Annotated in this window: 22 protein-coding genes; 12 read left to right on the forward strand and 10 right to left on the reverse strand. The window is 67.7% G+C overall.

Translation table 11 applies throughout. The annotated features are described in order from the left end of the window. Window positions 1–202: 202 nt before the first annotated feature. Genes QF206_RS11980 through QF206_RS11990 form a run of 3 tightly spaced genes read right to left on the reverse strand, consistent with a single transcriptional unit; the run spans window position 203 to window position 3,841 of the window. Window positions 203–1,513, reverse strand: coding sequence for a wax ester/triacylglycerol synthase domain-containing protein (locus tag QF206_RS11980; RefSeq protein WP_281489478.1), 1,311 nt, complete (start codon window positions 1,511–1,513; stop codon window positions 203–205). Window positions 1,514–1,530: 17 nt separating this feature from the next. Next, window positions 1,531–3,231, reverse strand: a complete 1,701-nt coding sequence (locus QF206_RS11985; RefSeq protein WP_281489479.1) for an ABC1 kinase family protein — start codon at window positions 3,229–3,231, stop codon at window positions 1,531–1,533. Between the two features lie 37 nt (window positions 3,232–3,268). Further along, entirely contained in the window at window positions 3,269–3,841 is a 573-nt protein-coding gene (locus QF206_RS11990) for a PadR family transcriptional regulator (protein ID WP_281489480.1), read from the reverse strand. Between the two features lie 223 nt (window positions 3,842–4,064). Between QF206_RS11990 and rlmC the strand changes: the two genes are divergently transcribed. From rlmC to QF206_RS12015, 5 genes are all read left to right on the forward strand, one after another. Then, window positions 4,065–5,204: a 23S rRNA (uracil(747)-C(5))-methyltransferase RlmC gene (gene rlmC, locus QF206_RS11995; protein ID WP_281489481.1), complete on the forward strand. Its 1,140-nt coding sequence runs from the start codon at window positions 4,065–4,067 to the stop codon at window positions 5,202–5,204. A gap of 85 nt (window positions 5,205–5,289) precedes the next feature. Beyond that, window positions 5,290–6,522 carry an exonuclease SbcCD subunit D gene (locus QF206_RS12000; RefSeq protein WP_281489482.1) on the forward strand — a complete coding sequence of 411 codons (1,233 nt, stop codon included), beginning with the start codon at window positions 5,290–5,292 and terminating at the stop codon, window positions 6,520–6,522. Further along, the gene (locus tag QF206_RS12005) at window positions 6,519–9,800 is read left to right on the forward strand and encodes an AAA family ATPase (RefSeq protein WP_281489483.1); all 3,282 of its coding nucleotides are present in this window, start codon (window positions 6,519–6,521) and stop codon (window positions 9,798–9,800) included. Before QF206_RS12000 ends, QF206_RS12005 begins: the two co-directional genes overlap by 4 nt. A 21-nt stretch (window positions 9,801–9,821) precedes the next feature. Next, window positions 9,822–10,337 (forward strand): glutathione peroxidase, encoded by a 516-nt coding sequence (locus tag QF206_RS12010; RefSeq protein WP_281489484.1) that lies wholly within the window; start codon window positions 9,822–9,824, stop codon window positions 10,335–10,337. A 38-nt stretch (window positions 10,338–10,375) separates the two neighbouring features. Then, window positions 10,376–11,662, forward strand: coding sequence for a M18 family aminopeptidase (locus tag QF206_RS12015; RefSeq protein WP_281489556.1), 1,287 nt, complete (start codon window positions 10,376–10,378; stop codon window positions 11,660–11,662). A 38-nt stretch (window positions 11,663–11,700) separates the two neighbouring features. Here QF206_RS12015 and QF206_RS12020 read toward each other — a convergent pair whose 3' ends face one another. Beyond that, entirely contained in the window at window positions 11,701–12,651 is a 951-nt protein-coding gene (locus QF206_RS12020; RefSeq protein ID WP_281489485.1) for an aldo/keto reductase, read from the reverse strand. A 196-nt stretch (window positions 12,652–12,847) separates the two neighbouring features. Between QF206_RS12020 and QF206_RS12025 the strand changes: the two genes are divergently transcribed. The 3 genes from QF206_RS12025 to QF206_RS12035 all read left to right on the forward strand — a co-directional run bounded on the left by QF206_RS12025 (window position 12,848) and on the right by QF206_RS12035 (window position 15,924). After that, window positions 12,848–13,996 carry an inorganic phosphate transporter gene (locus QF206_RS12025; RefSeq protein WP_281489486.1) on the forward strand — a complete coding sequence of 383 codons (1,149 nt, stop codon included), beginning with the start codon at window positions 12,848–12,850 and terminating at the stop codon, window positions 13,994–13,996. Further along, window positions 13,993–14,184, forward strand: a complete 192-nt coding sequence (locus QF206_RS12030; RefSeq protein ID WP_281489487.1) for a hypothetical protein — start codon at window positions 13,993–13,995, stop codon at window positions 14,182–14,184. The genes QF206_RS12025 and QF206_RS12030 overlap by 4 nt, the downstream gene beginning before the upstream one ends. Window positions 14,185–14,379: 195 nt before the next feature. After that, entirely contained in the window at window positions 14,380–15,924 is a 1,545-nt protein-coding gene (locus QF206_RS12035; RefSeq protein WP_281489488.1) for an aspartate ammonia-lyase, read from the forward strand. A 161-nt stretch (window positions 15,925–16,085) separates the two neighbouring features. On the opposite strand, the gene QF206_RS12040 is transcribed toward QF206_RS12035, so the two are convergent. From QF206_RS12040 to QF206_RS12050, 3 genes are all read right to left on the reverse strand, one after another. Continuing rightward, window positions 16,086–16,244, reverse strand: a complete 159-nt coding sequence (locus tag QF206_RS12040) for a hypothetical protein (protein WP_281489489.1) — start codon at window positions 16,242–16,244, stop codon at window positions 16,086–16,088. Window positions 16,245–16,393: 149 nt separating this feature from the next. Then, on the reverse strand, window positions 16,394–17,278 hold the full coding sequence (ligD, locus tag QF206_RS12045; protein WP_340309602.1) for a non-homologous end-joining DNA ligase: 885 nt from the start codon (window positions 17,276–17,278) through the stop codon (window positions 16,394–16,396). Between the two features lie 46 nt (window positions 17,279–17,324). Continuing rightward, on the reverse strand, window positions 17,325–17,810 hold the full coding sequence (locus QF206_RS12050) for a DUF6328 family protein (protein ID WP_281489490.1): 486 nt from the start codon (window positions 17,808–17,810) through the stop codon (window positions 17,325–17,327). Window positions 17,811–17,850: 40 nt separating this feature from the next. Here QF206_RS12050 and QF206_RS12055 point away from each other — a divergent pair, with 40 nt between their 5' ends. The 3 genes from QF206_RS12055 to QF206_RS12065 all read left to right on the forward strand — a co-directional run bounded on the left by QF206_RS12055 (window position 17,851) and on the right by QF206_RS12065 (window position 22,419). After that, entirely contained in the window at window positions 17,851–19,047 is a 1,197-nt protein-coding gene (locus QF206_RS12055; protein WP_281489491.1) for a PrsW family intramembrane metalloprotease, read from the forward strand. 218 nt (window positions 19,048–19,265) lie between these two features. Further along, window positions 19,266–21,458, forward strand: coding sequence for a HelD family protein (locus QF206_RS12060; RefSeq protein WP_281489492.1), 2,193 nt, complete (start codon window positions 19,266–19,268; stop codon window positions 21,456–21,458). A 46-nt stretch (window positions 21,459–21,504) separates the two neighbouring features. After that, window positions 21,505–22,419, forward strand: a complete 915-nt coding sequence (locus QF206_RS12065) for an NADP-dependent oxidoreductase (protein WP_281489493.1) — start codon at window positions 21,505–21,507, stop codon at window positions 22,417–22,419. Between the two features lie 309 nt (window positions 22,420–22,728). On the opposite strand, the gene QF206_RS12070 is transcribed toward QF206_RS12065, so the two are convergent. Further along, entirely contained in the window at window positions 22,729–23,520 is a 792-nt protein-coding gene (locus QF206_RS12070; RefSeq protein ID WP_281489494.1) for an SDR family NAD(P)-dependent oxidoreductase, read from the reverse strand. A 71-nt stretch (window positions 23,521–23,591) separates the two neighbouring features. Then, window positions 23,592–24,491 (reverse strand): SDR family oxidoreductase, encoded by a 900-nt coding sequence (locus QF206_RS12075; RefSeq protein WP_281489495.1) that lies wholly within the window; start codon window positions 24,489–24,491, stop codon window positions 23,592–23,594. A 216-nt stretch (window positions 24,492–24,707) separates the two neighbouring features. On the opposite strand from QF206_RS12075, the gene rpsO reads away from it, so the two are divergent. After that, window positions 24,708–24,977 carry a 30S ribosomal protein S15 gene (gene rpsO / locus QF206_RS12080; RefSeq protein ID WP_281489496.1) on the forward strand — a complete coding sequence of 90 codons (270 nt, stop codon included), beginning with the start codon at window positions 24,708–24,710 and terminating at the stop codon, window positions 24,975–24,977. A gap of 148 nt (window positions 24,978–25,125) precedes the next feature. Here rpsO and QF206_RS12085 read toward each other — a convergent pair whose 3' ends face one another. Next, complete coding sequence (locus QF206_RS12085) at window positions 25,126–26,295, reverse strand: baeRF11 domain-containing protein (protein WP_281489557.1); 1,170 nt, start codon at window positions 26,293–26,295, stop codon at window positions 25,126–25,128. Window positions 26,296–26,440: the final 145 nt, after the last annotated feature.

Below are 26,440 nucleotides of genomic sequence, written 5' to 3' on the forward strand. Positions count from 1 at the left end.
CAGACGGGCTCGCGACACCGCTGATTCTGGCGTGCCGGAGCGTTCACTATGTCTTGAGACATGCGTTCACGATGTCCTGAGCCAGCACACTGCCCCCGCAACCAATGTGATGTCTCAGGACATCCCGGACAGCCGGACTCGCTAAGCGCGGGTTCGGCTGTTGTGTTTCCCCCGTGCGTTGCCCGTGCTGAGCCCGCTGCAGTCAATCCTTCGGAGCCTGGGCGAGGCCGGTGATCCGCGCGAATTCCTCTTGCAGACCCGCCGCCACTCGTCGAGCATCCACGCCAGCTGCATCGCCGTGGATCGAGCACATGAGACGACCGGCGTACGAAAGCGCCGATACGCCCACCCTCACGTTCCCCTGCAGGGTTGTCACGGGCCAGATCCGCTCCAGCGGAGCACCGCCGAGGGAGAGGGAATCCCGTGGGCCGGGCACGTTCGTGACGAATAGTGCGACCATGCGCTGGTGCCGGGCGAAACGCGCGAAAATGCGTGCGGTCAACGGCATCCGCGTGATCTCGAGGGTTCCACGCGACCTGGCGTCGGTCTTCCTGGCCCGTGTGAGCCCCGCGACCTCGCTGAGTCGGACTTCGGTCGCTGCTTCCGCCGTCGGCAAGGGCACGACCATGACGCCGACCGCGTTTCCCGAGCCGCCTCGATCTGGGAGAGCGACTGGAACGCTGACCGGGAGCGTTGCAGGAGGATCCTCACCCGTGTCGAGGAGTGCGCTCCGAACACCGGCGCCCACTGCGGCTAGAAGCGCGTCGTTCAGTGTGGCGCCCACCGAAGCGGCTCCTTGAGCGAGAGGCTGCAACTCCACGTCGGCGAACGCGATCGTGCGGATGGCTCCGAGCGGCCCGAGTAGGGAAGTGCGAGGCACGGCCGTGCGGAACATCGCGGCGGTGCGTTGCACCGCCGAGACAAGCGTCTTGAGCTTCGCTCGCGCGGCACGGCGTGATGGAGAGTTGCCGAGTGCGGGGCCCGGCTGCGGCGGATGCATCACCTCGCGGTTGCTGGTCGCCGGTGTCGGGTCGAGCAGGGCTTGCGCGAGCCGCACGGCGGCGATTCCGTCTGCCATCGCATGGTGGATGCGGACCACGATTCCCGACCGGCTCGGCGCGACGCCGGGAGCGACCAGCACTTCCCACAGCGGGTGGTCCGTGGCGAGCGGTTCGACGATCAGCGCGGCGCACAAGCGCTCAAAACCGGGCAGGCCCTCAACGGGGTCGACTTCGCGCACGTGCCGAACGAGATCGAGCGTCGCCGGCTCCCACACCAGCCTCGAACGGCGCCGAGCAACCCGCTGCGCCATCCGCGGCACTGCACGCAGGCGTTCGCTGAGCAGTCGTCGGAGCGCGGCCATATCCACCGTGCCATCAGTGCTCGCCGGTCCACCCGGTGCGAGCACGCCGGCCATGAGGAACGCATTCACTTGGTCAGGCGCGTCGATGGCGATGTTCGACGCGTCGGCGGCGCTGAGCGGCTCGAACGCCTCCCGTTGCGACCTAGCCATCATCTGCACCGCAAGCGCTAGTCCGAGCGGCGCCGTCTCACGAGCCCGGCAGTGACGGCGTGCAACAGTGGCGGCACGGACACGAGCATCAGCACCGAGCCGAGGACATCGTCGTCGTCATTGCGCAGCAGGATGCCTCCGACGAACAGCCCCGCGAAGAGCACGGCCGAGACGAGTCGGCGCCCCATGCGCTCCAGCGCGCGAACCCGCTGCTCGAGGCGCGGCACCTCGATCGCGAGCCGACCCTCCTCCAACCGGTCCGTCAGGGAGTCGATCCGGCGGGGGAGCGAGGCCAGCGTCCGGGCTGCGTCGAGCGCGTCCGATGCGATCTGCCGGACCGCTCCGCCCCCCTCCTCCCGCAGCAAGCGGGCAGCGTAGGGTTCGACAGCGCTCCAGATGTTGAATGTCGGATCGAGCCCGCTGCACATTCCTGACGTGAGCGACATCGCTCGGATGATGAGCAGGAAGTTCTCCGGCAGCTGGAACGGCAGTGAGCGCATGGTGTCGCCGAATTCGATCGCGAATCTCCGGAGTTCGCGCTCGTCGACCTGTCTGAGCTCAGCGAATCCCATGCCGCCGAAGCGTGCGAACAGCGCCGTCAGGGCCTGCTCCAACTGCCTGGTCTCGGCCCCGGGCAGCAGCACCCCCAGGGCGCGGATGCTCTCGACGAGTTGCCGGCCGTCTCGCGCGGCCACTGCGATGAGGAACCGTTGCAGGCCCTGCCGCAACGAGTCGGAGACCTCGCCCATCATTCCGAAGTCGATGAAGGTGAGGGTCCAGCGACGGCCCTCGACGTCGGGTCCGCCCGGCACCGGTGTGACGAAGAGGTTCCCCGGGTGCGGATCGGCGTGGAAGAAGCCGTCGATGAAGAGTTGGTCGAGCATCACAGGCGCGAAGTCCCTCGCTACCGCAGACGGGTCGATGCCGGCGGCGCGCAGTGCCTCGACATCGTTGATCTTGATGGCGGTGACGTCCTGCAGCGTGAGCACGCGCCGGGTGCTGCGCTCCCAAGCGATGGCGGGCACCTGGACTCGCTCGTCGTCCGCGAATGCGGCAGCGAAACGCTCGGCGTTCTGTGCCTCGTGGAGGTAGTCGACCTCCTCCAGACTGGTCTTCGCGAACTCTTCCACGAGCCGCGGAGCGTCAACGTGGCTCGACACCAGCCGCACCCGCTGCAGCCACCCTGCCACCTTGCGCAACGCCGCGAGATCGACCGCGATGATCGCCTCGATACCGGGTCGCTGCACCTTCACGACCGCGTCGCTGAAGCCGGTGTCGTCAGCCGCAGCTGCCGTCAGGCGAGCGCGATGCGCTTGCCCGAGGGAGGCTGCGGCGAGCGGTGTCGGATCGAAGTAGGCGTAGGCGCGCTCGAGCGGCAGCCCCAGCTCGGCTTCTGCCAGAGCTCGTATGGCTTCGAATTCCTCCGGAGGCACCTCGTCTTGAAGCCCCTCGAGCTCCTTGGTGATCTCGGGAGGAAGCACATCCAGTCGAGACGACATGAATTGGCCGACCTTGATCATGAGGCCGCCGAGCGCCACGGCGAGCACCCTGAAGTTCCGAGCGATTCGCCGAAGCCGAGCTTGGCGTCCGCGCGCAGCGGGGCCGCGCAATCCGATCCGCGGCAGCACGAGCTCGAACCACCAAGCCTCGATCATGTACCGCAAGGCGAACCGTAGGAGCCGCCGGTAGCGGGCGCGCATCTGCCTGACGTCGGCCATCGGAACTCCTTGACGCCGACGGGTGCGCGGCGCGCGGTCAGTCTTGGGCGAGGATCGAGTACAGCCTACGCCGGGCCTCATCGAGCACGGCGACCGCTTGGTTCACCTGCTCGGGCGTGCCGTTGCGCGCTACTTGCGCGGCGGCCTGCGCGAGTTTGGAACCCGCTCGCGGAATAGCGGCGCCATGCGTCGCGTGCCCCATGCCCGACATCATCCATGGCGCCGAATCGTTCGCGTCCTCGGCCACCGCGCGCCCCGCCTCGGTCAGCGAGTACGTCTTCCTGCCGTCGGCTTCCGCCGCCGTCACCAGGCCCTCATCGGCGAGCAGCTGCAGGGCTGGATACACCGAACCGGGACTCGGCTTCCACATGCCGTGGCTGCGCTTCTCGATCTCGTGGATCACCTGGTAGCCGTGCATCGGCTGCTCCGCCAGCAGCGAAAGGATCGCCGCACGAACGTCACCGCGCCCCATGCGAGTGCCGACGCGCTCCTCGAACGCATCGCGGAACTGCTCCATCGCCTCCCAGAGTCCGCTGCCGCCTCCGGCTCGGCCTCCTCCTGGGGTGCGACGGCGGCCGCCGAAGCGGTCTCCCGGATATGAACGGTCCATGGCAACCTCCCAGGCGTCGTGTGGCCTTAGCGATAGCAAACGATATATCGGCTACTCGCCGCAGGGGAGTGGCGCGAAGGGGCTCTCGACGTAGTCGCGGCAGACGATCGGACTGCTCTCAGCCTTCGTCGACGATCGGGCCCGGCCCGGTCGCGATCAGTGTCGACTCGCTTCTGCGGCGCCAAGGTTCCTACCTCTCGTTCTCGCGTAGACTTGCCGCGCCATGCAGTGCGCCTATTTCGATGCGGCCGTGTGCGGCTCCTGCACGCTGATGGGCCAGTCGTACGACGAGCAGTTGGCCGGCAAGGACCGACACGCCCGCCACTTGCTCGCCGCGCACCGGACGATCGAGTGGATGCCGCCGGTTGCCAGTCGTGAGACGGGATTCCGCAACAAGGTGAAGATGGTCGTCGGTGGCAGCCAGCAGCATCCCACCCTCGGAATCCTCGACGCGGGCGGCGCCGGAGTCGATTTGCGCGATTGCGGCATCTTGCAGCCCGGACTGCGAGCGACATTCCCTGCGCTCGCCGAGTTCATCGGGCTGGCGAAGCTCGAGCCGTACAGCGTGCCTCGTCGCCGCGGCGAGCTGAAGAACCTCATCCTCACGGAGTCGCCCGCCGGCGAACTGCTGCTGCGCTTCGTGCTGCGTACGACGGAGGCGCTGCCGCGCATCCGCAAGCATCTCCCGGCACTGCTCGAGCGGATGCCGCAGCTGCGGGTCGCCTCGGCGAACCTGTTGCCGGAGCACAAGGCGGTCGTCGAGGGCGCTGAGGAGATTCCGCTGACCGAGCAGCAGACGCTCACGATGGAGGTCAACGGCATCCGCATGATGCTCCGTCCGCAGAGCTTCTTCCAGACGAACACGGAGATCGCCGCCGCCCTGTACCGCCAGGCGCGCGAGTGGGTCGACGAAGTCGGCCCGTCGTCGGTGTGGGATCTGTACTGCGGTGTCGGGGGGTTCGCGCTCCATTCCGCACTCACGGATGCGAACTCGGGAGCGCCGGGCCGCGAAGTCGTCGGTGTCGAAGCGAGCGCCGAGGCGATCGAGAGCGCCCGCTTGGCAGCGCGCAGTATGCCGGGTCTGCGATTCGTCACCAGTGATGCCACCGCGTTCGCCGTCGAGCACAGCGGCGCACCCGACCTCGTGATCGTGAACCCGCCTCGTCGCGGCATCGGTTCGACGCTCGCCGAATGGCTCGAGGGGAGTGGTGTGCGACACGTCGTGTACTCGAGTTGCAACGCGCAGAGCCTCGCCAAGGACCTCGAGCGGATGCCGTCGCTGCTGCCGGTCCGCGCACGCGTGCTCGACATGTTCCCGCACACCGGGCACTACGAAGTCATCACCCTGCTCGAGCGACGCTGAACCGCCGCCGGTCGGCTGTAGTATCGATCGAGCGGCTCCGGGGTGCTGACCCTGGGATGTCGGTGCCGGCGGTTAGCGTTGCTGCATGCGCATCCTGCACACTTCCGATTGGCATATCGGTCGCAGCTTTCACGGCAACTCGACGCTGCCCGCGATCGCTCAGGTGCTCGATGCGCTCGTGCAGCACGTGCGGTCCCAGCAGGTCGATGTCGTGGCGGTCGCGGGCGACGTGTTCGACACCACGACCCCTTCGGTCGAGGCGTACGAGACGCTGAGTCAGGCTCTCGCCCGATTGCGCGACGCCGGTGCACGGGTCGTGCTCACAAGTGGTAACCACGACTCGGCGACCAGGCTCGGCTTCCAATCGCAGTTCGCCGCGCTCGGGGGTATCCACGTCATCACGCGGGCCGACCGAGCCGACCGGCCCGTCACGATCGACGATGAGCATGGCCCCGTGCACTTCTACGGCATCCCGTATACCGAGCCGATCCTGCTGCGCCGCGAGTTCCCGGATTGCGCAGCGCGCTCCCACGCCGAAGCGCTCGACTTCCTGATGCAGCGGGTGCGACGCGACCTGAGCGAACGGGGTGGTCGCTCAGTCGCGCTGGCTCACTGCTTCGCCGTGGCCTTTCGTCACGACGAGCAAGACGCGGCTGAGTCAATCGGCCGAGCGGATGCTGGCAGTGCAAGCGCGGTCCGCCGAAGCGAGGAGCAGACCGTCGGACTCGAGCGAGACATCACTTCCGGCGGCCTCGACCTTGTGCCCGTCCAGGTGTTCGACGGCCCTGACTATGTGGCTCTCGGTCACCTGCATGGGCGGTCCACGCTGAGCCCGAGGGTCCGATACTCCGGTGCGCCGCTGCATTACTCGTTCAGCGAGGGCTTCAAACCCCGCGGCGCCTGGCTTGTCGAGCTCGGAGCGGCAGGGCTGCAAGAAGTGACCTGGCTCGATCTCCCGGTGCCGCGCCGGTTGAGCACGTTGGAAGCGTCGCTCGACGAGCTGATGCAGGGCCCCGAGTACGCCGATCACGAGGGAGATTGGGTCAGCGCGGTGCTCACCGACGAGGTGCGGCCGATCGACGCGATGCGCAAGCTGCAGCAGCGGTTCCCGCACTGCGCGCGAGTTGACCACCGTCCTGCGCGCATCGCGCCCGACGACGCTCGTCGCTACGGCGACCGAGTGCAGGCGAAGTCCGATCCAGAGCTCATCGACGGCTTCTTGCGCCATGTGCGCAATGGTGTGGGCGCCACCGACTTCGAACTCGAAGTGCTCAACGACGTGCTCGAGAGCCTCACCGCGCGGGAGGCGACGGCATGAAGATCGAACGCCTGCGCCTGGCCGGTTTCGGCCCATACAAGACCGAGCAGGTCGTCGACTTCTCGCACTTCGCAGACGACGGCATCTTCCTCATCTCGGGAAAGACCGGAGCGGGCAAGTCCAGTCTGCTCGATGCCATCTGCTTCGCGCTCTACGACGGGGTACCGCGCTATGAGGGCACGAAGCCGAGGCTCCGTAGCGACCATTGCGCTGCTGACGATCACACGATCGTTGAGCTGGAGTTCACCATTCACGGTGACCGCTACCGGGTCACGCGCTCACCTGAGTACGAGCGTCCTCGCAAGCGCGGAGGCGGGACCACCACGCAGGCGGCAACCGCCACGCTGGAACAGCTCCGCGATGGGGTATGGACAGGGATCGCCGCGAAACCTCGCGACGTCGGCATCAGACTGAGCGAGCTGATCGGGCTCTCCCGCGAGCAGTTCCTTCAGGTCATCCTGCTCGCCCAGAACCGTTTCCAGGAGTTCTTGCTCGCGAAGAGCAGTGACCGGTTGGCATTGCTCCGCACGCTGTTCGGCACTCGACGCTTCCAACAGCTCGAGGCCGAGTTGCAGAGCCTTCGCGCAGCAGCGAAGGCAGCGGTGGATGAATCCGAGTCGAGCGTCGAGCACAGGCGCGAAGAGCTTGCCGCTCTGCTGGAGCGAGCCGGATGGGTCGAAGAACGTTCTGCCGACGCAGGTTCCGGAGCCACGTGCGAAGACGCGGATTCCGGCCCGGCGGAGGTGCTTGAGGCCAGCGTCGCCCGGGTTCAGGCACCGGAGGCCGACGGCGAGCGGGCCGACGGCGAAACGGCGGACGGCGAGACGGTGGACCTCGAGGCGGCGGACGTCGCAACTCTGTGGTTCACGATGGCCATCGAGTGGTTCGAAGAACGCGCGGCGGAAGCGGCAGCAGCGCTTGCTCGGCATTCGGTCGCGGTCGAAGAGGCCGAGCGGCACCGCGACGCGGAACTGACGCTCGCCGAGCGCCAGCTCCGGCGAGCAGCGGCGGAGTCGGCGCTGCTCAAGCTCGAAGCGCTGGCCGACCGCACTGATGAGTCGCGCGCGCTCGTCGAGCGCGCCGAGCGCGCGGCCGGCGTGTGGCCGACGCTGATCGCTCACGCAGACGCGGCTTCCGGTTGGGCGGCTGCCGGCGACGGCGCCGCCGAAGCGCTCCGGGGCTTGGGCGATGTCGTCGAAGAATTGCTCCGCGCCTTGCAGAGACCCGAAGCCGCTGCCACCGCCGCGGCGGTGCTCTCTGGTGATCACGACGCACTCGCGCCGTTCCTCGACCTGATCATCGCCGACAAGGGCGCCCTCGAGTCGGCAGCCGCCGATGAGCGCCGCCTGCCAGAGCTGGCAGAGGCGGCGGCTGCCGCTGAACTGCGTCGCGAGCTGCTCGACCAGGAGCTCGAGCAGCTCGAAGAACGGGCTCGGTCGCTGCCCGCGCGCATCGACGTCATCCGTCACCAACTCCACGCTCACCAGCTCCTCGCTGCCGAGATCGACAACGCGCTCGCCGACTTGGAGCGCCTTGGAGAGACCCGGGAAGCGGCCCGAGCGGTTCAGCGTCTGGAGCCTGAACTCGCGAGTGCCGTCGAGCAGGAACTCAGCGCGTCCAGACGGCACGGCGAGGCAGCACAGCGACTCACCGCGCTGCGCGAAGCCCGGTACCGGGGGTACGCCGCCGAGCTGGCCGCTCAGCTCGAATCCGGCGCTCCCTGCGTCGTGTGCGGATCGAACGAGCACCCTGCTCCCGCTGCGCCGAGCGATGACGCCGTCTCGCAACACGACATCGACCAGGCCACTGAGCAGCTTGACCGCGAACGAGCCGCGCTCGATGAGACGGCAGTCGTCGTTCATGCGAGTCGCGAAGCGCTTGCGGCAGCGAGAGCACGGCTAGGCCGATTCCTCGACCTTGCCGATCCGCTCGCGAGTGTCGACGAGGCGATCGCCTCCGCCGAGCAGCGAGCCAAGGCCTCGCGTCTTGCAGCGCAGATGGTGACGACGCAGAGCACTGCCCTCGATTCGCTCCTGAACGAACTCGCGCAGGCTCAGGAGCGCGCGGCCGATGCTCGCGAGCACCGCACAGCCGCGGTCGCCGCCGAGGAGGCGGCGCTCCGGAGCCATGACGACATGGCCGCAGCGATCGAGAGCCGGCGCGGAGACCACGCCTCCATCGCAGAACGCATGCACGCCCTTGTGTCCGGTGCGGATGCGGTCAAGAGGGTGCGCGATGCGGCTGCCACGCTTGCCGAGCGCAAGACGGTGCTCGATCGTGCAGCGAGGGCACTCCAAGAGGGTCTCCAGGCCCACGGCTTCGCTGAAGCGGACGAAGTGCGAGAAGCGAGGCTCGAGCCGTCCGAACTGGAGAAGACCCGCGCGCGCATCAAGGCGCATGACGACGAGGTCGTCCGCCATCGCGCGACGCTCGACGATCCCCAACTCCGCGATCTGCCAACCGAACCGGCAGACCCAGCACGCGCCGAGTCCTCACTGGCGGTCGCTCGCGCCGCAAGAGATGGTGCCGTCGCAGCGCAAAGCGCACGCGCCGAACAACTCACTCAAGCGCGACGGCTCACCGACGAAGCGTTGGAGGCGCTCGAACGCACGCGCGTCGCTCGAGAGCGCTATGAAGGGATACTCCAGCTCGCGAACACCGTGAAGGGCGATGAACCCAACACCCGGAAGATGAGTTTGGAAGCGTACGTGCTCGCCGCCGAGCTCGAGGCCATCGTCGACGCCGCGAACTCGCGTCTCCGGGTCATGACCGACGCGCGGTACTCGCTGGTGCACGATGACGAGGTGCAGTATCGGCGAGCAGCCTCTGGGCTGGGGCTCGCGATCTTGGATCAGCACACCGGTGTGGCGCGGGCCACTCATTCACTGTCTGGCGGCGAGACATTCCTTGCCTCGCTCGCGCTCGCGCTCGGCCTCGCAGAAGTCGTCACCTCACGCGCAGGGGGTATCACGCTCGACACCCTGTTCATCGACGAGGGGTTCGGCTCTCTCGACGCCGCCACGCTCGAGACAGCCATGAGCACGCTCCACGGGTTGCGCGCAGGCGGCCGCACAATCGGGCTCATCAGTCACGTCGAGGCGATGCGTGAACAGATCCCGGCGACGTTGCGCATCAACGTCACTCCTCACGGCTGGAGCGTGCTCGACCAGCCGGACGCTGTCCCACCCGTCTACGACCCCGGCGCGACCGGGCGGCATTCAGCAACCGGCCGCCCCTCCGGCGAACCACCCGGCCAGCCCGAGGCAGATGCGGCCTGACCCCTTGGGTACGCTCGAGGCATGAGCGTTGTCACCGTGCCCTTCGACGTCCCCATCCGCAAGTCCGACGGCTCGCACATCACGCTCGAGGAGCACCGCGGGAAGGTGCTGCTCATCGTCAACGTGGCCTCTGAATGCGGCAACACGCCGCAGTATGAGGGCCTCGAACAGCTGCAACGCGAATACGGGGAGCGCGGACTTCAAGTGCTCGCCTTCCCGTGCAACCAATTCGGCGAGCAGGAACCCGGCACCGACGAGCAGATCCAAGAGTTCTGCCGCACCGAGTTCGGCGTCAGCTTCCCCGTGTTCAGCAAGATCGACGTCAACGGCGATAACCGGCATCCGCTGTACGCGGCGCTCACGGGCGCGCCTGATGCAGCGGGGACGGCTGGCGACGTCCAGTGGAACTTCGAGAAGTTCCTGGTCGGCGCCGACGGCACGGTTGCAGCGCGAGTGCGCCCAAAGGTGCAACCGATTGACCCGGAGTTCGTCTCGGTGCTCGAGACCGTCCTGGGCGGAGAAGAGCCACCCGCGTGAGCGCCGCGAATGCGGCGGGACATCACCGCAAGAACGACATGCGCGACCTTGCGGTGGCCTATGCCGATGACCTCGCCGCGTTCATCGAGGCGTCTCCCTCGTCGTACCACGCCGCCGCCGAAGTCGCGAGGCGGCTTGAGGCAGCCGGGTTCGTGCGGCTGCTCGAGCACGAAGATTGGAGCGCGCAGGCGGCGCGGATCGCGTCGGCACCCGGCGCGGTGGTGATCCGGGACGGCGCCGTCATCGCGTGGCGCACCCCCGAGACTGTCGACCCGGTGGCGCCGTTCCGCATCATCGGTGCTCACACCGACTCGCCCGGGTTCAAGCTGAAACCGAACCCCAGCAACGCGCGGCACGGCTGGCTGCAGGCGGGTGTCGAAGTCTACGGCGGGCCGCTTCTCAATTCCTGGCTCGACCGCGAACTCGAATTGGCGGGAAGGATCGTCACCCGTGGCGGTGCCGAGCACCTGGTGCGCACCGGGCCGTTGCTGCGTATTCCGCAGCTCGCGATCCATCTCGATCGGGATGCGAATCAGGCATTGACCCTCGACCGGCAGCGTCATGTGCAGCCCGTGTGGGGCACGGGTAGCGAGGGTGACCTGTTGGAGCGCTTCGCGCGCTCAGCCGGCGTGCTCCGCGATGATGTCGTCGGGTTCGACCTGCTCACTGCCGACACCGCGCACCCCGCCAGGTTCGGAGCGGAGGGCGAGCTGTTCGCGGCCGGCCGACTCGACAACCTGGTGTCCGTTCACGCCGGTGTGCGGGCGCTCCTCGAAGAGCATTCGGGCCTGGATCACATCAGCGTGCTCGCAGCCTTCGACCATGAGGAGCTCGGGTCTGAGAGCCGTTCGGGTGCGAGCGGACCCTTCCTCGATGACGTGCTCACGCGCGTCGTGCTTCTGCGAGGAGGGGGAAGCGAAGAGCGCGCGCGGGCACTCGCCGGCTCGTGGTGCCTGTCGGCTGACACCGGCCACGCGGTGCACCCCAACTATGCCGAGAAGCACGACCCTGACAATCAGCCGCGCGCCGGCGGCGGCCCGTTGCTGAAGCTCAACGCGAATCAGCGCTACGCCAGCGACGCCCACGGCACCGCGCTCTGGGCGCGAGTGTGCGAAGCGGCGGGTGTCAAGTACCAGGAATTCGTGTCGAACAACGCGGTGCCGTGCGGTTCGACCATTGGGCCGCTGACGGCAACGAGGCTCGGCATCCGCACGGTCGACGTCGGTGCGCCCTTGTTGTCGATGCACTCCGCTCGCGAACTGTGCCACGTCGACGACGCAGCGGCGCTCGGCAGTGCGCTCGCGGCCTTCGCCGCCGGCGCCTGACAGCGCCAGCGCCTGATCTCGGCGCCGGCGCAGCGACCTCAGGCTGCTGCGATGCCCTCCGACACCGAGTCAAGGCGTGCCAGTGCATCGGCCGGGAGTTCGAGAGTCGCTCCGCGCAGTACGGCGTCGAGCTGCCCGACGTGGCGTGCGCTGGCGATCGGCGCGGCCACCGCCGGCTTCGAACGAAGCCATGCGAGAGCGACGGCGGTCGGCTCCGCATCGACCGACGCTGCGACCTCGACCAGGGTGTCGATCACCCCGAAGGTGCGGTCGTTCATGTACTTGGCCGTCTGCCTCGCGCGATCAGCGCCCTCGACATCGGCGGCGTTGCGGTACTTACCCGTCAGCAGGCCGGCGGCCAGGCTGAAGTAGGGCAGCACGCCGAGACCGTGTCGCTCGGCGAGCGGCGCGTAGCTCGACTCGAACGGCTCGCGCGCGAGCAGGTTGTAGTGCGGCTGTAGCGCGATCGGCTTGACGAACGAGTGCTGCTCGGCCACATCGAACCACTCATCGATTCGCTCGGAAGTGAAGTTCGACAGTGCGATGTGGCGCACCTTGCCGGCCTTGACCAGGGCGTCGAACGCGCCCGCGGCTTCGACGAGCGGAACCGACGGGTCGTCGTAGTGGGCGTAGTAGAGGTCGATGTAGTCGGTGCCGAGGCGTGCGAGCGACGCGTCGGCGGCCTTGGCGATGTTGTCGGGAGCCAGTCCCTTGAACTGCGGATGCGTGCTGACCTTCGTCGCGACCTGCAGCGCGTCTCGCGAGCCCCGCGACTTCAGCCACTTGCCGATCACGGTCTCCGACTCGCCACCGGTGTTGCCGGGCGCCCAGTGCGAGTAGCCGTCCGCAGAATCGACCATGGTTCCGCCGGCCGCAGTGAACGCGTCGAGCACGGCGAACGAAGTCTCCTCGTCGCTGGTCCACCCGAAGGTGTTTCCGCCGAGCACCAGAGGGAAGATCTCAAGGTCGGAGCGTCCGAGCAGGGGCATGACTGGGTTCCTTTCGGGTGCGATCGCCGGTGATCGGCGCGTTCCCGAGTATCCCAGGCGCCCCTGAACGACCTGCATTGCGTGCCGTCGGCCGGTACGCCCCGACCCCGACGCGAGCCGACGTCGGGGCAGCTTGAAACGAGGAAGATCGATTCCGGCATCCTGCGGTCGCCCGACGCTCTTATGATCGTTCCCGGTGGAACTCTCCCTCGTCGTCGTGCTGGTCATCGGGCTGGCGCTCTTCTTCGACTTCACAAACGGCTTCCACGACACAGCCAACGCAATGGCGACGCCCATCGCCACGGGGGCGCTCAAACCGAAGCTCGCGGTGGCGCTGGCGGCAGTGCTCAACCTCGTCGGGGCGTTCCTGTCGACCGAGGTGGCGAAGACGATCTCCGGCGGGCTCATCCGCGAAGGCGATGGGGGAGTGCTCATCACTCCTGAGATGATCTTCGCCGGACTGATCGGCGCGATCGTCTGGAACATGATCACCTGGCTGCTGGGGCTGCCCTCGAGCTCATCGCACGCGCTGTTCGGCGGCCTCATCGGCGCCGCGGTCGTGGGCGTGGGCTTCCACGCGATCGATGCAGGCGTGCTGCTCTCGAAGATCGTGCTCCCAGCGTTCTTCGCGCCCGTGATCGCCGGCGTCATCGCGTTCATCGCCACCAAGCTCGCCTACCGTGTGGCAGGACGAGGCAGCCTGGAAGGCTACAAGCGCGGACAGATCTTCACCTCATCGCTCGTGGCGCTCGCACACGGCACCAATGACGCTCAGAAGACGATGGGCGTCATCACGCTCACCTTGATCGCCACCGGCGCGCAAGCAGCCGGTACCGGGCCCGAGTTCTGGGTTATCGCCACCTGCGCACTGGCGATCGCGCTGGGCACCTACACGGGCGGATGGCGCATCATCCGCACGCTCGGCACCGGGATCACGCAGGTGACTCCACCTCAGGGCTTCGCTGCTGAAGCCTCCACCACGGCAACGATCCTGGCCTCGTCGCACCTGGGTTTCGCGCTCTCCACCACCCAGGTGGCGTCCGGCTCTGTGATCGGCTCCGGTCTCGGACGCGACCGGAAAGCCGTTCGCTGGCGTGTCGCGGGCCGGATCGCCATGGCGTGGCTCATCACGCTGCCCGCTTCCGCCTGCGTGGCGGGGCTTGCCGAGCTCGTGGCGAGAATGGGAACGATCGGGATCGTTCTCGACGCTCTGGCGGGCGTCGGGCTCATTCTCACCATGTACCTCATCTCGCGACGCAACGCGGTCGGTCACGAGAATGTCAACCTTCGTCCGGTGCCTGTCTCGCCCGTTCCCGAGGCGAACATCGTCGAGGAGGCGCGGTGATCGATTGGGCTGCGTTCTTCGTGGTCGCGGCGGCATCATTGCTGGGCGCCTGCGCCGTGGTCGTGCTCTTCGCGCTCGGCGTGCGCAACGCAGCCCGCCGACCGTGGCTCGCCCGCACCTGCTGGGTGCTGTGCGGAGCCGCTGTGCTCTTCGGCATCTACCTCATCGTGCCGGCACTGCACGCCTGACGGCTCGCGGCATCCGACGGGTCCTTCGAGCGCTCGAGCAGCACAACGGCTGCCCGGCTGCGGAAGCCCTATACGGTCCGTACAATGCCCTCCGGGGCGTTTGTACCGGGTGGATAATGACTCCCGGGTGGCGAAGGGGCAGAGTGGAGGGACGCGCTACTGCGTCCGGTTTCACTGTCAAAGGAGATCGCATTGATGACCTCGGCCTCGCAGCCCTTCGACGAGCCGTCCCTGGAGCCTGATGAGAGCCTGGTGAAGACGACCGGACCCGAGCGCGCCACCGAGCGGCTGCACGACCCGGCCGGGCCGACCCGGACCGACCGTGACTCGCTCGGCGAGCTGCAGATCCCCGCCGATGTGTACTGGGGCGTCCACACCGCCCGCGCGCTGCAGAACTTCCCCATCACGCGTCGAGCCATCAGCAACCACCCCAACCTCATCAAGGCGCTCGCCATGGTGAAGCAGGCGGCCGCCCGCGCGAACAAGGAGATCGGGGTGCTCGAGCCTGCGAAGGCCGACATCATCGATCAGGTCTGCGAAGAGATCATCGGTGGTGCCCTGCACGACCAGTTCGTCGTCGGCGTCATTCAGGGCGGTGCGGGCACCAGCACCAACATGTGCGCCAACGAGATCATCACCAACCGCGCACTCGAGCTCATGGGCCACGGCCGCGGCGAGTACCAGTACCTCAACCCGAACGACGACGTCAACCGCAGCCAGAGCACCAACGACGTCTACCCGACCGCGATCAAGCTCGCGATGATCTTCTCGCTGCAGCGGATGCTGCACGAGCACGAACTGCTGATCGCCTCGTTCGCCGCGAAGGGCGAAGAGTTCCGCAGTGTGCTCAAGGTCGGCCGCACACAGCTGCAGGATGCCGTGCCGATGACGCTCGGCCAGGAGTTCCGCGGCTTCGCCACCACGCTCACCGAGGATCGCGACCGCCTGCGCGAGGTCATCCCGTTCCTGCTCGAGTTCAACCTCGGCGCGACGGCGATCGGCACCGGCATCACGGCCGACCCGCGCTACGCGGAGACGGTGCGCAAGCACCTCGCCGACATCACGGGCCTGCCAGTGAAGACCGCGACCGACCTGGTCGAAGCGACGAGCGACACCGGCGTCTTCATGACGCTCTCCGGCACGCTCAAGCGCTCGGCGGCGAAGCTCTCGAAGATCTGCAACGACCTGCGTCTGCTCTCCAGCGGCCCGCAGGCGGGGCTCGGTGAGATCAACCTGCCCAAGATGCAGGCCGGCTCATCGATCATGCCGGGCAAGGTCAACCCGGTGATCCCCGAGGTGGTGAACCAGGTGGCGTTCTCGGTCATCGGTGCCGACGCGACCGTCACCGCGGCCTCCGAGGCCGGCCAGTTGCAGCTCAACGCCTTCGAACCGGTGATCGCCGCGAGCATCATGCAGTCTCTGGCCTGGATGGCGAACGCGTGCCACACGCTGCGCCTGAACTGCGTCGACGGCATCACCGCGAACGTCGATCGGCTCGCCCTGCAGGTGGGTTCGAGCGTCGGCGTCGTCACCGCGCTCACCCCGTACATCGGTTACGCCGCGGCGGCGGCCCTCGCCAACCAGGCGCTCACAACGAACGCCTCGATCGCCGACCTGGTGGTGGAAGCCGGTTTGATGGAAGCCGAGGAGGTCGCCCGTGTGCTCCAGCCCGAGCGGCTCAGCGGCATCATGCCCGTGACGGGTGTGCTCGATCTTCCTCAGGACGACGCGCAGCGCTGAGAACCAGCGTCGCGGCATTCACCGCTGGGTCTCCAGCGCTGAGGCTGCGTGTCGGTGGGGCCGTCTCCAGTCACCGGCCACACCGACACGCACGAACGCCCCGGACCGCCAGAAGCGGTTCCGGGGCGTTCATTTTCGTTTTCGTCAGGCGCCGTTCGCTGTCACAGCGGTCGGGCGTCGTCATCGCCGCCCTCATCCTCCGGCTCTTCGGCCTCGATCTTCTCATCGGGGTCGATAGTGGGCGGAGCAGTTGGCTCGGCCGGCTCCTCCGAGAGGTCGACCTCGCGCTGCTCGTCGGCGCTGATGTCGTATTCCTTCACGTGTTCACCTTCCTCGATGCGACGGCGGCGGCTACCGGCCGTAGCTGCACGCTACCCCGAGCGTGTGGCGTCGGCATCCGCTCGGCGTTGGTGATCACGAGCAGTTCGGCCGCGGATGCCGACGGCGCGCGCCGTGCGGCACCGGAGCGTCAGGGGAGGTTCGCGAGCAGGTCGCCTTTTCGCTCGACGCGCTCGAGCACTTCGCGGAACTCGAGCTGCTTGAGGTCCGGGTCGTCGAGCTCCTCCCAAGTGCGGGGCGCGGCGACCCAAGGGCGCGCGCGTCCACGGAGCGAGTACGGCGACACGGTCGTCTTGCTCGCGCGATTCTGGCTCCAATCGACGAACACCCGGCCCTCGCGCTTGGCCTTGCGGATGTTGGAGACCACCAGGTCTGGTCGCTCGGCCTCCAACTGCTCGGCCACTTCGTGCGCGAGGTCGGTGAGCTCGTCACTCGTGCGACTGCCATCCGCGGCGGCATAGAGGTGAATGCCCTTGCTGCCGCTCGTGACTGGGAAGGGATCGAAACCCCGGTCGGCCAGTCGCTCCCGGAGCAGTTTCGCGACCATCACGCAGTGCGAGATGTCGGCGCCCTCGCCCGGGTCGAGATCCAGCACGAGACGATCGGGCGAGAGCGGATGCCGGTCACCGAACCGCCATTGCGGCACATGCACCTCGAGCGCGCCGATCTGGCCGAGCCACAGCAGTGTGGGCAGATCGTTCACCAGGGGATAGTCGTTGCTGTGGTCCTGGTGCTGCTGCGTGCGCCGTGCAACCCACTCGGGTGTGGAACGGTCGAGGTTCTTCTGGAAGAACGATTCACCCGGCGCCTCGGCGGTGCCCACGCCGTGCGGCCAGCGCTTACGGGTCGCCGGCCGATTGACAAGGTGCGGCAGCATCACCGGCGCGATCGCCTCGAGGTACTCGAGGACCTCCCGCTTGGTGGTGCCGGCGGAGGGGTACAGCACTTTGTCGAGACTCGTGAACCGGAGAGATCTGCCGCCGACATCGACGGTCTGCTCGCGCGCCGCAGCCATGCCGACACAGTACGTCGGTCACGACCGCGGCGCCCGGCGGCGGCGCTCAGTCGCGCTGCGCTCGCCGCAGCCTGGTGATCCAGGGCAGCAGCAGCCAGGCGACAAGCACGAGAAGGAGCATTCCTCCCGCTGCGATCATCGCCGCTGTGCGGTTCGTCACCAGATCGACGACGAGCAGCACCGTCCCGATCAGCACCAGCGAGATGAGCGCGAGCACGGTCTTCAGCGCGAAGTTCGCGAATCTCACGATCATCGGCTTGGCGCGCTGGCGGAAGAGCGCTCGGTGCATGCTCACAGGGGCGAGCGCGAGCACCGTGCTCGCAATCGCGGCGATCAGTACCCCCAAGTAGAGATACCGGTCGAATGCGTCGAGTTCCGCGAAGCGGGGTTGAAAGGCAAGGGTGAGCAGGAACCCGGCGAAGATCTGCGTGCCGGTCTGGGTGACGCGCAACTCCTGCAGGATCTCGTTCCAGTTGCGGTCGATGCGCTCGGGCTCGGTCTCATGGGGCAGTGGGCTCCGGCTCTCATCCATGGGCAGATAGTAGCCGGACGAAAATCACTACGCTGGAGGGGTGGATCCCGCGGTCGAACCGGTGCGCAGCGCGCCGTTCGACGTGCGCCAGGGAGCCAACGGGGTCGCGCAACCGGTCCTCGCGCAGAGGCCGCAATCGCACCCGTGGCTCATCGCAGCCGGCGTCATCGGCGTGCTCATCGGCGGGGTGGCCCTGCTGATCGTGTTCAGCTATCTCGCCGCGGTGTTCGGCGTCGCGGGCCTCATGTCGGCGTCCCTGCTGGCGCTCGTCCCGCTCGTGATCGTGGTGCTCGCGGTGCGCTGGATCGACCGCTGGGAGCCCGAGCCCAAGCTCGCACAACTGTTCGCCTTCCTCTGGGGCGCAGGCGTCTCAGTGCTCATCGCTCTGCTGATCGACAGCGAGGTCCAGAACGTCATCGCCGGAATCGGAGGAGACGACGGCCGGTTCGAGTTCTTCCAGGCGACCGTGCAGGCGCCCATCGTCGAAGAGGTCGCGAAGGGCCTCGGCGTGCTGCTGGTGTTCGTGTTCGCCCGCCGCCACTTCGACGGCCCCGTCGATGGGGTCGTGTACGCGGCGCTCACGGCGGCCGGGTTCGCCTTCACCGAGAACATCCAGTACTTCGGTGTGGTCATGGTCGAGGGCGACGGCCTTGCCGATGTCGCCGCTACGTTCTTCATGCGCGGCTTCATGTCTCCATTCGCGCACGTCATGTTCACCGCGCTCGCCGGGTTCGCCATCGGCTTCGCCGCCAGCAAGTCGAGAAGCATCCTGAGCGGAATCGGGGGCTTCCTCGTCGGACTCGTGCCCGCGGTGCTGCTGCACGCCTTCTGGAACGGTGCGCTCTACTTCGTCTGGGACTTCTTCGGCTACTACGCCCTCGTGCAGGTTCCCCTGTTCCTCATCGGCGTAGGGCTCGTGCTCTATCTGCGCAAGCAGGAGCGCAATGTGACCCTCGCCCGTCTCTCCGAGTACGCGGATGCCGGATGGTTCAATCCGGCCGAGATCGTGGTGCTCGCAACGCCGGCGGGCCGTCGACGCGCGCAGACCTGGGCCAGCGGGTACGGGCTGGCGCGCCAGATGAAGGACTACATCGGGTACTCGACCAAGCTCGCGTTCACGCGCCAGCGACTGCTCGCCGAGGGCGACACGCAGGCACTCAGGCAGCGCGAGGCGATGCTCCTCCGGGCTGTCGTGGCGTCACGCCGCGCATTGCAGGCGCCGGCCTACCGGCGCTGACCCGACACCGCTCACTCGGCACTGACCCGCTGCTACTCAGCCCACACAGCACTCAACCCCGGTGTTCGCGGCACTGCCTGCGAATCTCCCGGGGTCGAGTTGGTATCTCAATCATGTGCGATCCCGTGCGGTTTGGCAAGGGTTTTCTGAAACAGACGAACCGCTGACAGGGCCCGGATGCCGATAGAATTGTCGTCCTTCCCGAAACCGAGGTGTGTGTGACCAACCGCGAACTCGAGCGCGAACGCGACTACGTCGCAGCCCTGTACCAGCGCCTCGATGCGGTGCGCAACGAGGCCGAGAACGCCCTGTCGGAAGTGCTCAGGCAGACTCCCGGCGGCACGCATCAGCACCGCTCGGAACGCGACGCGTTCGCGAGGGTCTATGGCGACCGCATCGCGCAGTTGCGCGAGGTCGATGAGCGGCTGGCCTTCGGCAAGCTGACAACTGAGTCTGGCGCTGAACGCTATATCGGCCGCATCGGCCTGCGCGACGATGACCGCGAGCCCGTGCTGCTCGACTGGAGAGCGCCGCAGGCCAGCGCCTTCTACCAGGCGACCGCCGCTCATCCGCTCGGCATGCGGGCGCGCCGGCATCTCATGTTGAAGGGCCGCACAGTTCAATCGATCACCGACGACGTCTTCGATGAAGACCTGCTCGACGAGACCGCCGGAGGCGATTCGGCGCTGCTTGCTGCCTTGACGGCGCAGCGCACTGGTCGCATGCACGACATCGTCGCGACCATCCAGGCGGAGCAGGACCGCATCATCCGAAGCGCGGATCGCGGCGTGCTCGTCGTGCAGGGCGGACCAGGCACAGGCAAGACGGCCGTTGCCCTCCATCGCGCCGCCTATCTGCTCTACGAGCACCGGGAACGACTCGCCCGCAGCGGTGTTCTCATCGTCGGACCGTCGCGCAGCTTCCTGAGCTACATCGAGCAGGTGCTGCCGTCGCTCGGCGAGACGGGCGTCGTGCTCTCGAGCGTGGGTCAGCTCTACCCGGGTATCGAAGCGCGGCATGACGATGCGCCCGAGGTCGCTGCGCTGAAGGGCTCGCACGAGATGGCAGACCTGCTCCGTAGGGCTGTCAAGAGCCGCCAGGTGGTGCCGCGTGAGCCGCAAGACATCGACGTCAATGGCGAACGGCTCACGATCGCTCCGGAGCTGATCGAGCGGGCGATGCGCGAAGCATGGGCCACCAGGCGTCCGCATAACGTCGCCAGGGTCACGTTCAACATCGCGGCTCTCAAAGCCCTCGCGAACCAGCTCGCGGCTCAACTGCGAGCGCGAGGCAACGTCGTCGACGAGGGCGACATGCCGCTGCTCTTCGAAGACCTGCGCACCGCGCACGATGTGAAGGTGGTGCTCAACACGGCGTGGTTGCCCCTCACACCCTTGAAGCTGATCGAAGACCTCTACGCGCGCCCGAACTGGCTGGCGAGCATCACGCAGCGCTGGTCGCCGGAGAAGCGCGCGCTGCTGCGCCGGCCGCGCGGATCCCAACTCACCATCTCCGATATCGCGTTGCTCGATGAAGCGGCCGAACTCCTGGGTGAAGCCGACGTCAAAGCGGGAGCCGAGCGGCGAGCCGCTGAAGAGCAGCGCCGACGCGACCTCGAGAACGCGGAGCAGGCGATCCGCAACATGGGCGTCGAGGGTCGCGTGTCTGCTGAGGCGCTCGCCGAGGGCTTCGCCGACGCGCCTGCCCGGATGACCGCCGCGGAACGGGCGCTGGTCGACCGCACCTGGACCTACGGGCACATCGTTGTCGATGAGGCGCAGGAACTCTCGCCCATGCAATGGCGGATGCTCAAGCGGCGATGCCCCATGCGGAGCTTCACGATCGTCGGCGATATCGCGCAGGCGGCGTCGGCCGCCGCGGCATCCGATTGGCGCACCGCACTGCGCTCGCTCACCGACGACTTCCGCGTCGAGCAGCTGACCGTGAACTACCGCACGCCACGCCAGATCATCGAGCTCGCGGACCGTTTCGCTACAGCCCAGGGCCTGCCCGTGACGCCGTCTCGCGCGGTTCGCGACGCTGAGCACGAGGTGCTCCGCAGCACCGGCCCGCTCGTCGAATCGGTGCTCGATGCGGTAGCAGCAGACCGCGCCATTGACTCGGCGGGGACTTTGGCGGTGATCGCCGACGAGTCGCTGCTCGCGGAGTTGCATTCGGCCCTGCGCGCAAGGTTCGGACCGCTGGTCGCGCCCGATACCGAGTCGCTCCAGCATCCGATCGCCGTGCTGACACCCGCTGCGGCGAAGGGCCTCGAGTTCGACGCGGTCGTTCTCGCCGAGCCTCGACGCATCCTCCGGGCGAGCACGCGCGGCGCCGCGTCACTGTATGTCGCGATGACGCGCCCGACGCAACGGCTCCGGATAGTCTCGGAAGAGACATCGCCCCTCTGAAGTGAGCGCGGGCGAGTCGCACCCCGAGTGGATCGGAGGCCGACGGATGCCGAGAGCAGTGCGGTTCCACGAGTACGGCGGACCGGAGGTGCTCGCCCTCGATGAGGTGGAGCTTCCCGCAGTGGGCCGCTCGCAGGTGCGCATTCGGGTCGAGGCCGCGGGCCTCAACCCGGCTGACTCGAAGGTGCGGCGAGGGGAGTTCCTGCCGTCGCTCCCGAAGTCGCTGCCGTCCGGCATCGGGTTCGAGGCCGCCGGCGTGGTCGATGCAGTCGGTGAGGACGTCACAGGCTTCTCGCCCGGCGACGAGGTGTTCGGCCTGGTGCGGCTCGGCGGGGTGGCGGACTTCGCGATCGCCCCCGCGACCTCGATCGCGCGAAAGCCGGCCGAGCTCGACTGGCCTCGTGCCGGCGGGCTCGCGTCGGTCGGACAGACGGCGCTGGACATCGTCGCATCGCAGCAGGTCACGCCCGGGATGACGGCGCTGGTCAGCGCCGCTGCCGGGGGAGTGGGCTCCATGGTCGCTCAACTCGCGATGCTCGCCGGGGCGCGTGTGATCGGCACCGCGAGCGCCGGCAACGTCGAGTATCTCGAGGAGCTCGGAATCCTTCCGATCGCCTACGGCCCAGGGCTCGCCGAGCGCCTGCTCGAGACGGCCGACGACATCGACGTGGTGTTCGACCACGCGGGCGAGGAGACCGTCCGTGCTGCGCTGGCTCTCGGCGTGGATGCTGGCCGGATCAATACCATCGCCGCAGACGCTCAGGCCCTCGGTGTGCGCGGTGTGGGGCAGCAGCGCGCTGATCCTGCAGGGCTTGAGCTACTCGCCCACCAGGTCGCCGACGGGCAGCTGACTCTGCGCATCGACTCAGCGCATGGGCTCGATGACGCTCAGGCCGCGTATCGCCGGCTCGACTCGCGCCACGCTCGGGGCAAGGTTGTCATCGTGCCGACCTTGGCCTGACCCGCGAGTGAAGAACCACGCGTCGGGCGCATTCCAAACGAGACACGCCATGTTCTCTGGCCCTCGAAATGGGGGTCAGTGGCGTGGGTGAAGCTGAGTAGCGTGACACTCACAGATCCGCTGGGGGCGGTCACAGCGTTCAGGGGGACGGGAGCGCTGACCTGGGGCGGGGGCCGGAATCGGCCCCCGCTTCGCGGTTCACGGTGGACGCCCCGGGTCGGCTTGCCGGCCGCTTCTGAAGCCGGGATCACGTCTCGCGAACCACGCCTCAACACCTGACGGCAGCCAGACCCCCTAGGTGAACCGCGCTCAGCGGGGGTGCAGTGAGCCGGCAGCGCTGAGCCGGGTCGGCAATACTCTGACGAGCGCGGCCACGGCCTTGTACCGCAGCGATGGCGTGCACGTCATCCGCCCGTCATCCGCAGCCCGCAATGCGGCACGCACCACCCGGTCGGCCTTCAGCCAGAGCCACCGCGGCACAGTGTCGTCGCGCACGCGCATGCGCTCGTGGAACTCGGTGCGGACGAAACCGGGCTGCACCACCGTGACCGTGACGCCGGCGCGGCGATACTCGACGTGCGCCCAGCGGCTGAAGCTGATGACCCAGGCCTTGGCGGCACCGTAGCTGTCGCGGGGCGTGAGTCCCGCGATGCTCGCGACATTGATGATCGTGCCGTGGCGGGTGGGCAGCATGGCGCCCAGCGCGGCATGCGAGAGTCGCATGGGCGCCGTGACGAGCAGGTTGAGCAGCGCTTGCTGGTCGCCGAGCGATGTGCGGTCGAACGCTCCTCGCACGCCCATGCCGGCGTTGTTGACCAGCGCCTCCACTGGACGGTCGGATGCCTGGAGCCGCTGTGCAACGGCGTCGACTCCGTCGCGCGAGGCGAGGTCGGCGACGAGCACCTCCGGTCGCCCGCCGCGGCCACGCAGCTCCGCCGCGACCGCTTCGAGTCGCGAGGAGTCCCGTGCGACGAGCACGACATCGAAGCCGCGATCAGTGAGTTGGCGTGCGAATTCAAGGCCGAGGCCCGCACTAGCGCCTGTCACCAGGGCCACGGGCCGTGTCGAACCCGGGCTCGCTGACTTTCGGAGGAGCGCCATGCGATCACGCTACCGACTCGTTGATGACGCCCACGACCGCGTCGATTCCGGCACCGGTCTGCGCTCTTGGGCTAGAGCGGTTTGCCGCCCGTGACCGGCAGGATCGCGCCGCTCGTGTAGCTCGCATGGTCGGACGCGAGGTACACGTAGGCGCCCGCGAGCTCGGCCGGTTGGCCGGCGCGCCCGAGTGGAGTGTCCTGACCGAAGGATTCGAGTTTCTCGTCCCACCCCGTGGAGGGGATGAGCGGCGTCCAGATAGGGCCGGGTGCCACGGCGTTGACGCGGATGCCCTTCGGTCCGAGATCCTCCGCCATCACCCTCGTGAATCCCACGAGCGCGAACTTCGTCATGGCGTAGTCGAAGATCGATGGGCTCGGGTTGAATCCCTGGATCGACGCCGTCACGATGATCGAGGCGCCGGGTTGCAGATGCTTGAGCGCCTCGCGCACCATGAAGACGGGAGCGAACACATTCGTTCGCATCACTCGCTCGAAATCCGCGGTCGGCACCGTGTCGATCCCGTCCCGATTGCGCTGGTATCCGGCGTTGAGCACCAGGGTGTCGAGCCCGCCCAGACGCTCCACCGTCTGCGTCACGATGGAGGAGCAGAACGCCTCGTCCTGCAGGTCGCCGGGCAGCAGCAAGGCAGTGCGACCGGCTTCTTCGATGAGGCGACCCGTGTCTTCGGCGTCGCGCTGCTCGTCGGGCAGGTAAGAGATCGCAACATCGGCTCCCTCCCGGGCGAATGCGATCGCGACCGCTCGTCCGATTCCGGAGTCGCCGCCCGTGATGAGCGCTCTGCGCCCTGTCAGCATTCCGCTGCCGCGATAGCTCTCCTCACCGTGGTCGGGACGCGGATCCATCGCCTCGGTCGAGCCGGGCGGCGTCTGCTGCTGCTTTGCGAAGCCGCTGTCGTAGTAGGCGTGGCGAGGGTCTTTGCCGCCGTGGTGCTGATTCGTCGACTGCTCCATCGTCTGCTCCTTGCGTGCTCGTTCTTGCTCGGACGTCACAGCCCACCGTGGCCCGCTCTGGTGGCACCGAGAAGGCGGCGGATGCCGATGCACAGCGGATCCGGAGGCGCGGCGAGTGCGCTAAACTCTCTGGGTTGCCGTTTGATCGGCCGCGGATAAAGAGAGCCACTCCATCGGGGAGCCGGCGCCGCGCAACAAGCAGGAAGGGGATCACCTATGGCACTGGATGCAGCGACCAAGAAGGCGATCATCGAAGAGTACGCGACCCACCCCGGTGACACCGGATCCCCTGAGGTCCAGGTCGCAGTGCTCTCCAAGCGCATTTCCGACCTCACCGAGCACCTGAAGCACCACAAGCACGACCACCACTCGCGTCGTGGCCTGCTGCTGCTCGTCGGTCAGCGTCGTCGTCTGCTCGGCTACCTCGCCGACGTCGACATCAACCGCTACCGCAGCTTGATCGAGCGTCTCGGCCTGCGCCGCTGACACCTTCTTGAAGAAGAGGCCGTCGCCCATCGGGCGACGGCCTCTTCTCTTTCGGTGGCTCGGAGTCCGGATGATGCCGGGACGGCACCCGGAGCTGGCGTCGCGGCGACGATCAGAGATGACCGTCGCTTCAAGCTCCAGCGCGCCGTCAGAACGGGTATCGGAGCATCGCGGCCACCGGTGACCCGTTCGGCAAGTCTTCCGCGCGCGCCGCGATGACGCGGCCGCTCGCGCGGAGCACCCGGCATGCGATGTCGTCGAGCACGCTCAGCCGCGGCGCACCGCCGTGCGCACCGGCATCCGTGACCATGAGCTCGCTCGCGTCCTCGCCGACTTCAGCGTTCTCGCCCGCACCCTCATCGACGTGGAGGGCGCCGTCGCTGTCGATCCAACCCTCGACCACGGCTTCGATGTCGAACATCAGCTCCTCGACCGCGCCCGCCGCCGCCGCTTTTGCGACATGGCCGAGGTCTCCCGTGGCGCAGTCGCGGTCGCGGTACTGCTCGTATCGTTGGCGCCATTCCTCGAGCTGCTGGCGGTGCAACTCATCGAGCACGATCCTGGCTCGCTCGGTGAGGTCGGCTCCCGTGAGTGACTCAGGGTTCGGCTCGATACTCCGTTCCAGCAGGTGGGGGTAGGTATTGACGCTGCGGTAGGCCGACTCGAACTTCGGGCTCGCCGAGAGGATGAGCGGCAACTCTGAGCCGTTGACCCGCTCGAGCACAGCGTCTTGCACAATGCGGGCGAAGCGCTGCTGCTCCGTGCGGTCGCCATTGGCGCCCTGGGCGCGCTGGCGGTCGAACCTGCCCTCGTTCACGGCGATCTCGAGCACCGTGTGAAGGTCGTCGGGCAGGTCGAGCTCGAGCTTCCGAGTGGGTTCCTCCCGCGAGATGCCGTAGAGCTGCACATCGCCCTCGGTGAGGGCGAGCACGTAGGCGGCATTGGCGAAGGTGGTCGCGCGCAGCAGCGCGCCGATGTCGAAGCGGTCGCCGATCGATAGGCGCTCAGGCAGGCGGTTCACCAATCGGAATGCGCGCAGCACGCCCGCTCCGGCGAACACCGCGAGCGTATGCGCCTGCCGCCGCCAGAACTCGCTGTCCGATTCGAGCTCGGAGAGCGGCGCGATGATCTGTTCGACGACATCCTTATCCACACCGGATGCCGCGAGCCGACGCTTCGCCTGGTCGACCGTGCTGCGGAACAGCACCCTCGTATTGTCGGTCTCGCGGGGCATCGGTGAACTGGGTAGATACATCGAGACCAGAGGCTGGTCTCGGTGGTTCGTCAGGTCGCGCAGATCGGCGGCTGAGGGAAGCACTGGGAGCAATGGATCCTCCTTGTCGGCGTACCGGATCGGCGCGCCTTTGTCGGGGCGTCGCGAGGCCCTGCGGTGTCCGAGGAAGGGCGCGGCATCGCGACCAGTGCCTTCACGCTACGTCGCCGCTTCGCGCTCCGGTAGCGCC

It is taken from the genome of Ruicaihuangia caeni, assembly GCF_029952955.1.
Lineage (GTDB): Bacteria > Actinomycetota > Actinomycetes > Actinomycetales > Microbacteriaceae > Ruicaihuangia > Ruicaihuangia caeni.

Excerpts from the sequence above, each read along its gene's own strand:
- QF206_RS12035 (WP_281489488.1), top strand. The coding sequence starts at position 14,380 with ATGACCTCGGCCTCGCAGCCCTTCGACGAGCCGTCCCTGGAGCCTGAT.
- ligD (WP_340309602.1), bottom strand. The coding sequence starts at position 17,278 with ATGGCTGCGGCGCGCGAGCAGACCGTCGATGTCGGCGGCAGATCTCTC.
- QF206_RS12015 (WP_281489556.1), top strand. The coding sequence starts at position 10,376 with ATGCGCGACCTTGCGGTGGCCTATGCCGATGACCTCGCCGCGTTCATC.
- rpsO (WP_281489496.1), top strand. The coding sequence starts at position 24,708 with ATGGCACTGGATGCAGCGACCAAGAAGGCGATCATCGAAGAGTACGCG.
- QF206_RS12065 (WP_281489493.1), top strand. The coding sequence starts at position 21,505 with ATGCCGAGAGCAGTGCGGTTCCACGAGTACGGCGGACCGGAGGTGCTC.
- QF206_RS12000 (WP_281489482.1), top strand. The coding sequence starts at position 5,290 with ATGCGCATCCTGCACACTTCCGATTGGCATATCGGTCGCAGCTTTCAC.
- QF206_RS11985 (WP_281489479.1), bottom strand. The coding sequence starts at position 3,231 with ATGGCCGACGTCAGGCAGATGCGCGCCCGCTACCGGCGGCTCCTACGG.
- QF206_RS11990 (WP_281489480.1), bottom strand. The coding sequence starts at position 3,841 with ATGGACCGTTCATATCCGGGAGACCGCTTCGGCGGCCGCCGTCGCACC.
- QF206_RS11980 (WP_281489478.1), bottom strand. The coding sequence starts at position 1,513 with ATGGCTAGGTCGCAACGGGAGGCGTTCGAGCCGCTCAGCGCCGCCGAC.
- QF206_RS12010 (WP_281489484.1), top strand. The coding sequence starts at position 9,822 with ATGAGCGTTGTCACCGTGCCCTTCGACGTCCCCATCCGCAAGTCCGAC.
- QF206_RS12050 (WP_281489490.1), bottom strand. The coding sequence starts at position 17,810 with ATGGATGAGAGCCGGAGCCCACTGCCCCATGAGACCGAGCCCGAGCGC.
- QF206_RS12075 (WP_281489495.1), bottom strand. The coding sequence starts at position 24,491 with ATGGAGCAGTCGACGAATCAGCACCACGGCGGCAAAGACCCTCGCCAC.
- rlmC (WP_281489481.1), top strand. The coding sequence starts at position 4,065 with ATGCAGTGCGCCTATTTCGATGCGGCCGTGTGCGGCTCCTGCACGCTG.
- QF206_RS12005 (WP_281489483.1), top strand. The coding sequence starts at position 6,519 with ATGAAGATCGAACGCCTGCGCCTGGCCGGTTTCGGCCCATACAAGACC.
- QF206_RS12070 (WP_281489494.1), bottom strand. The coding sequence starts at position 23,520 with ATGGCGCTCCTCCGAAAGTCAGCGAGCCCGGGTTCGACACGGCCCGTG.
- QF206_RS12020 (WP_281489485.1), bottom strand. The coding sequence starts at position 12,651 with ATGCCCCTGCTCGGACGCTCCGACCTTGAGATCTTCCCTCTGGTGCTC.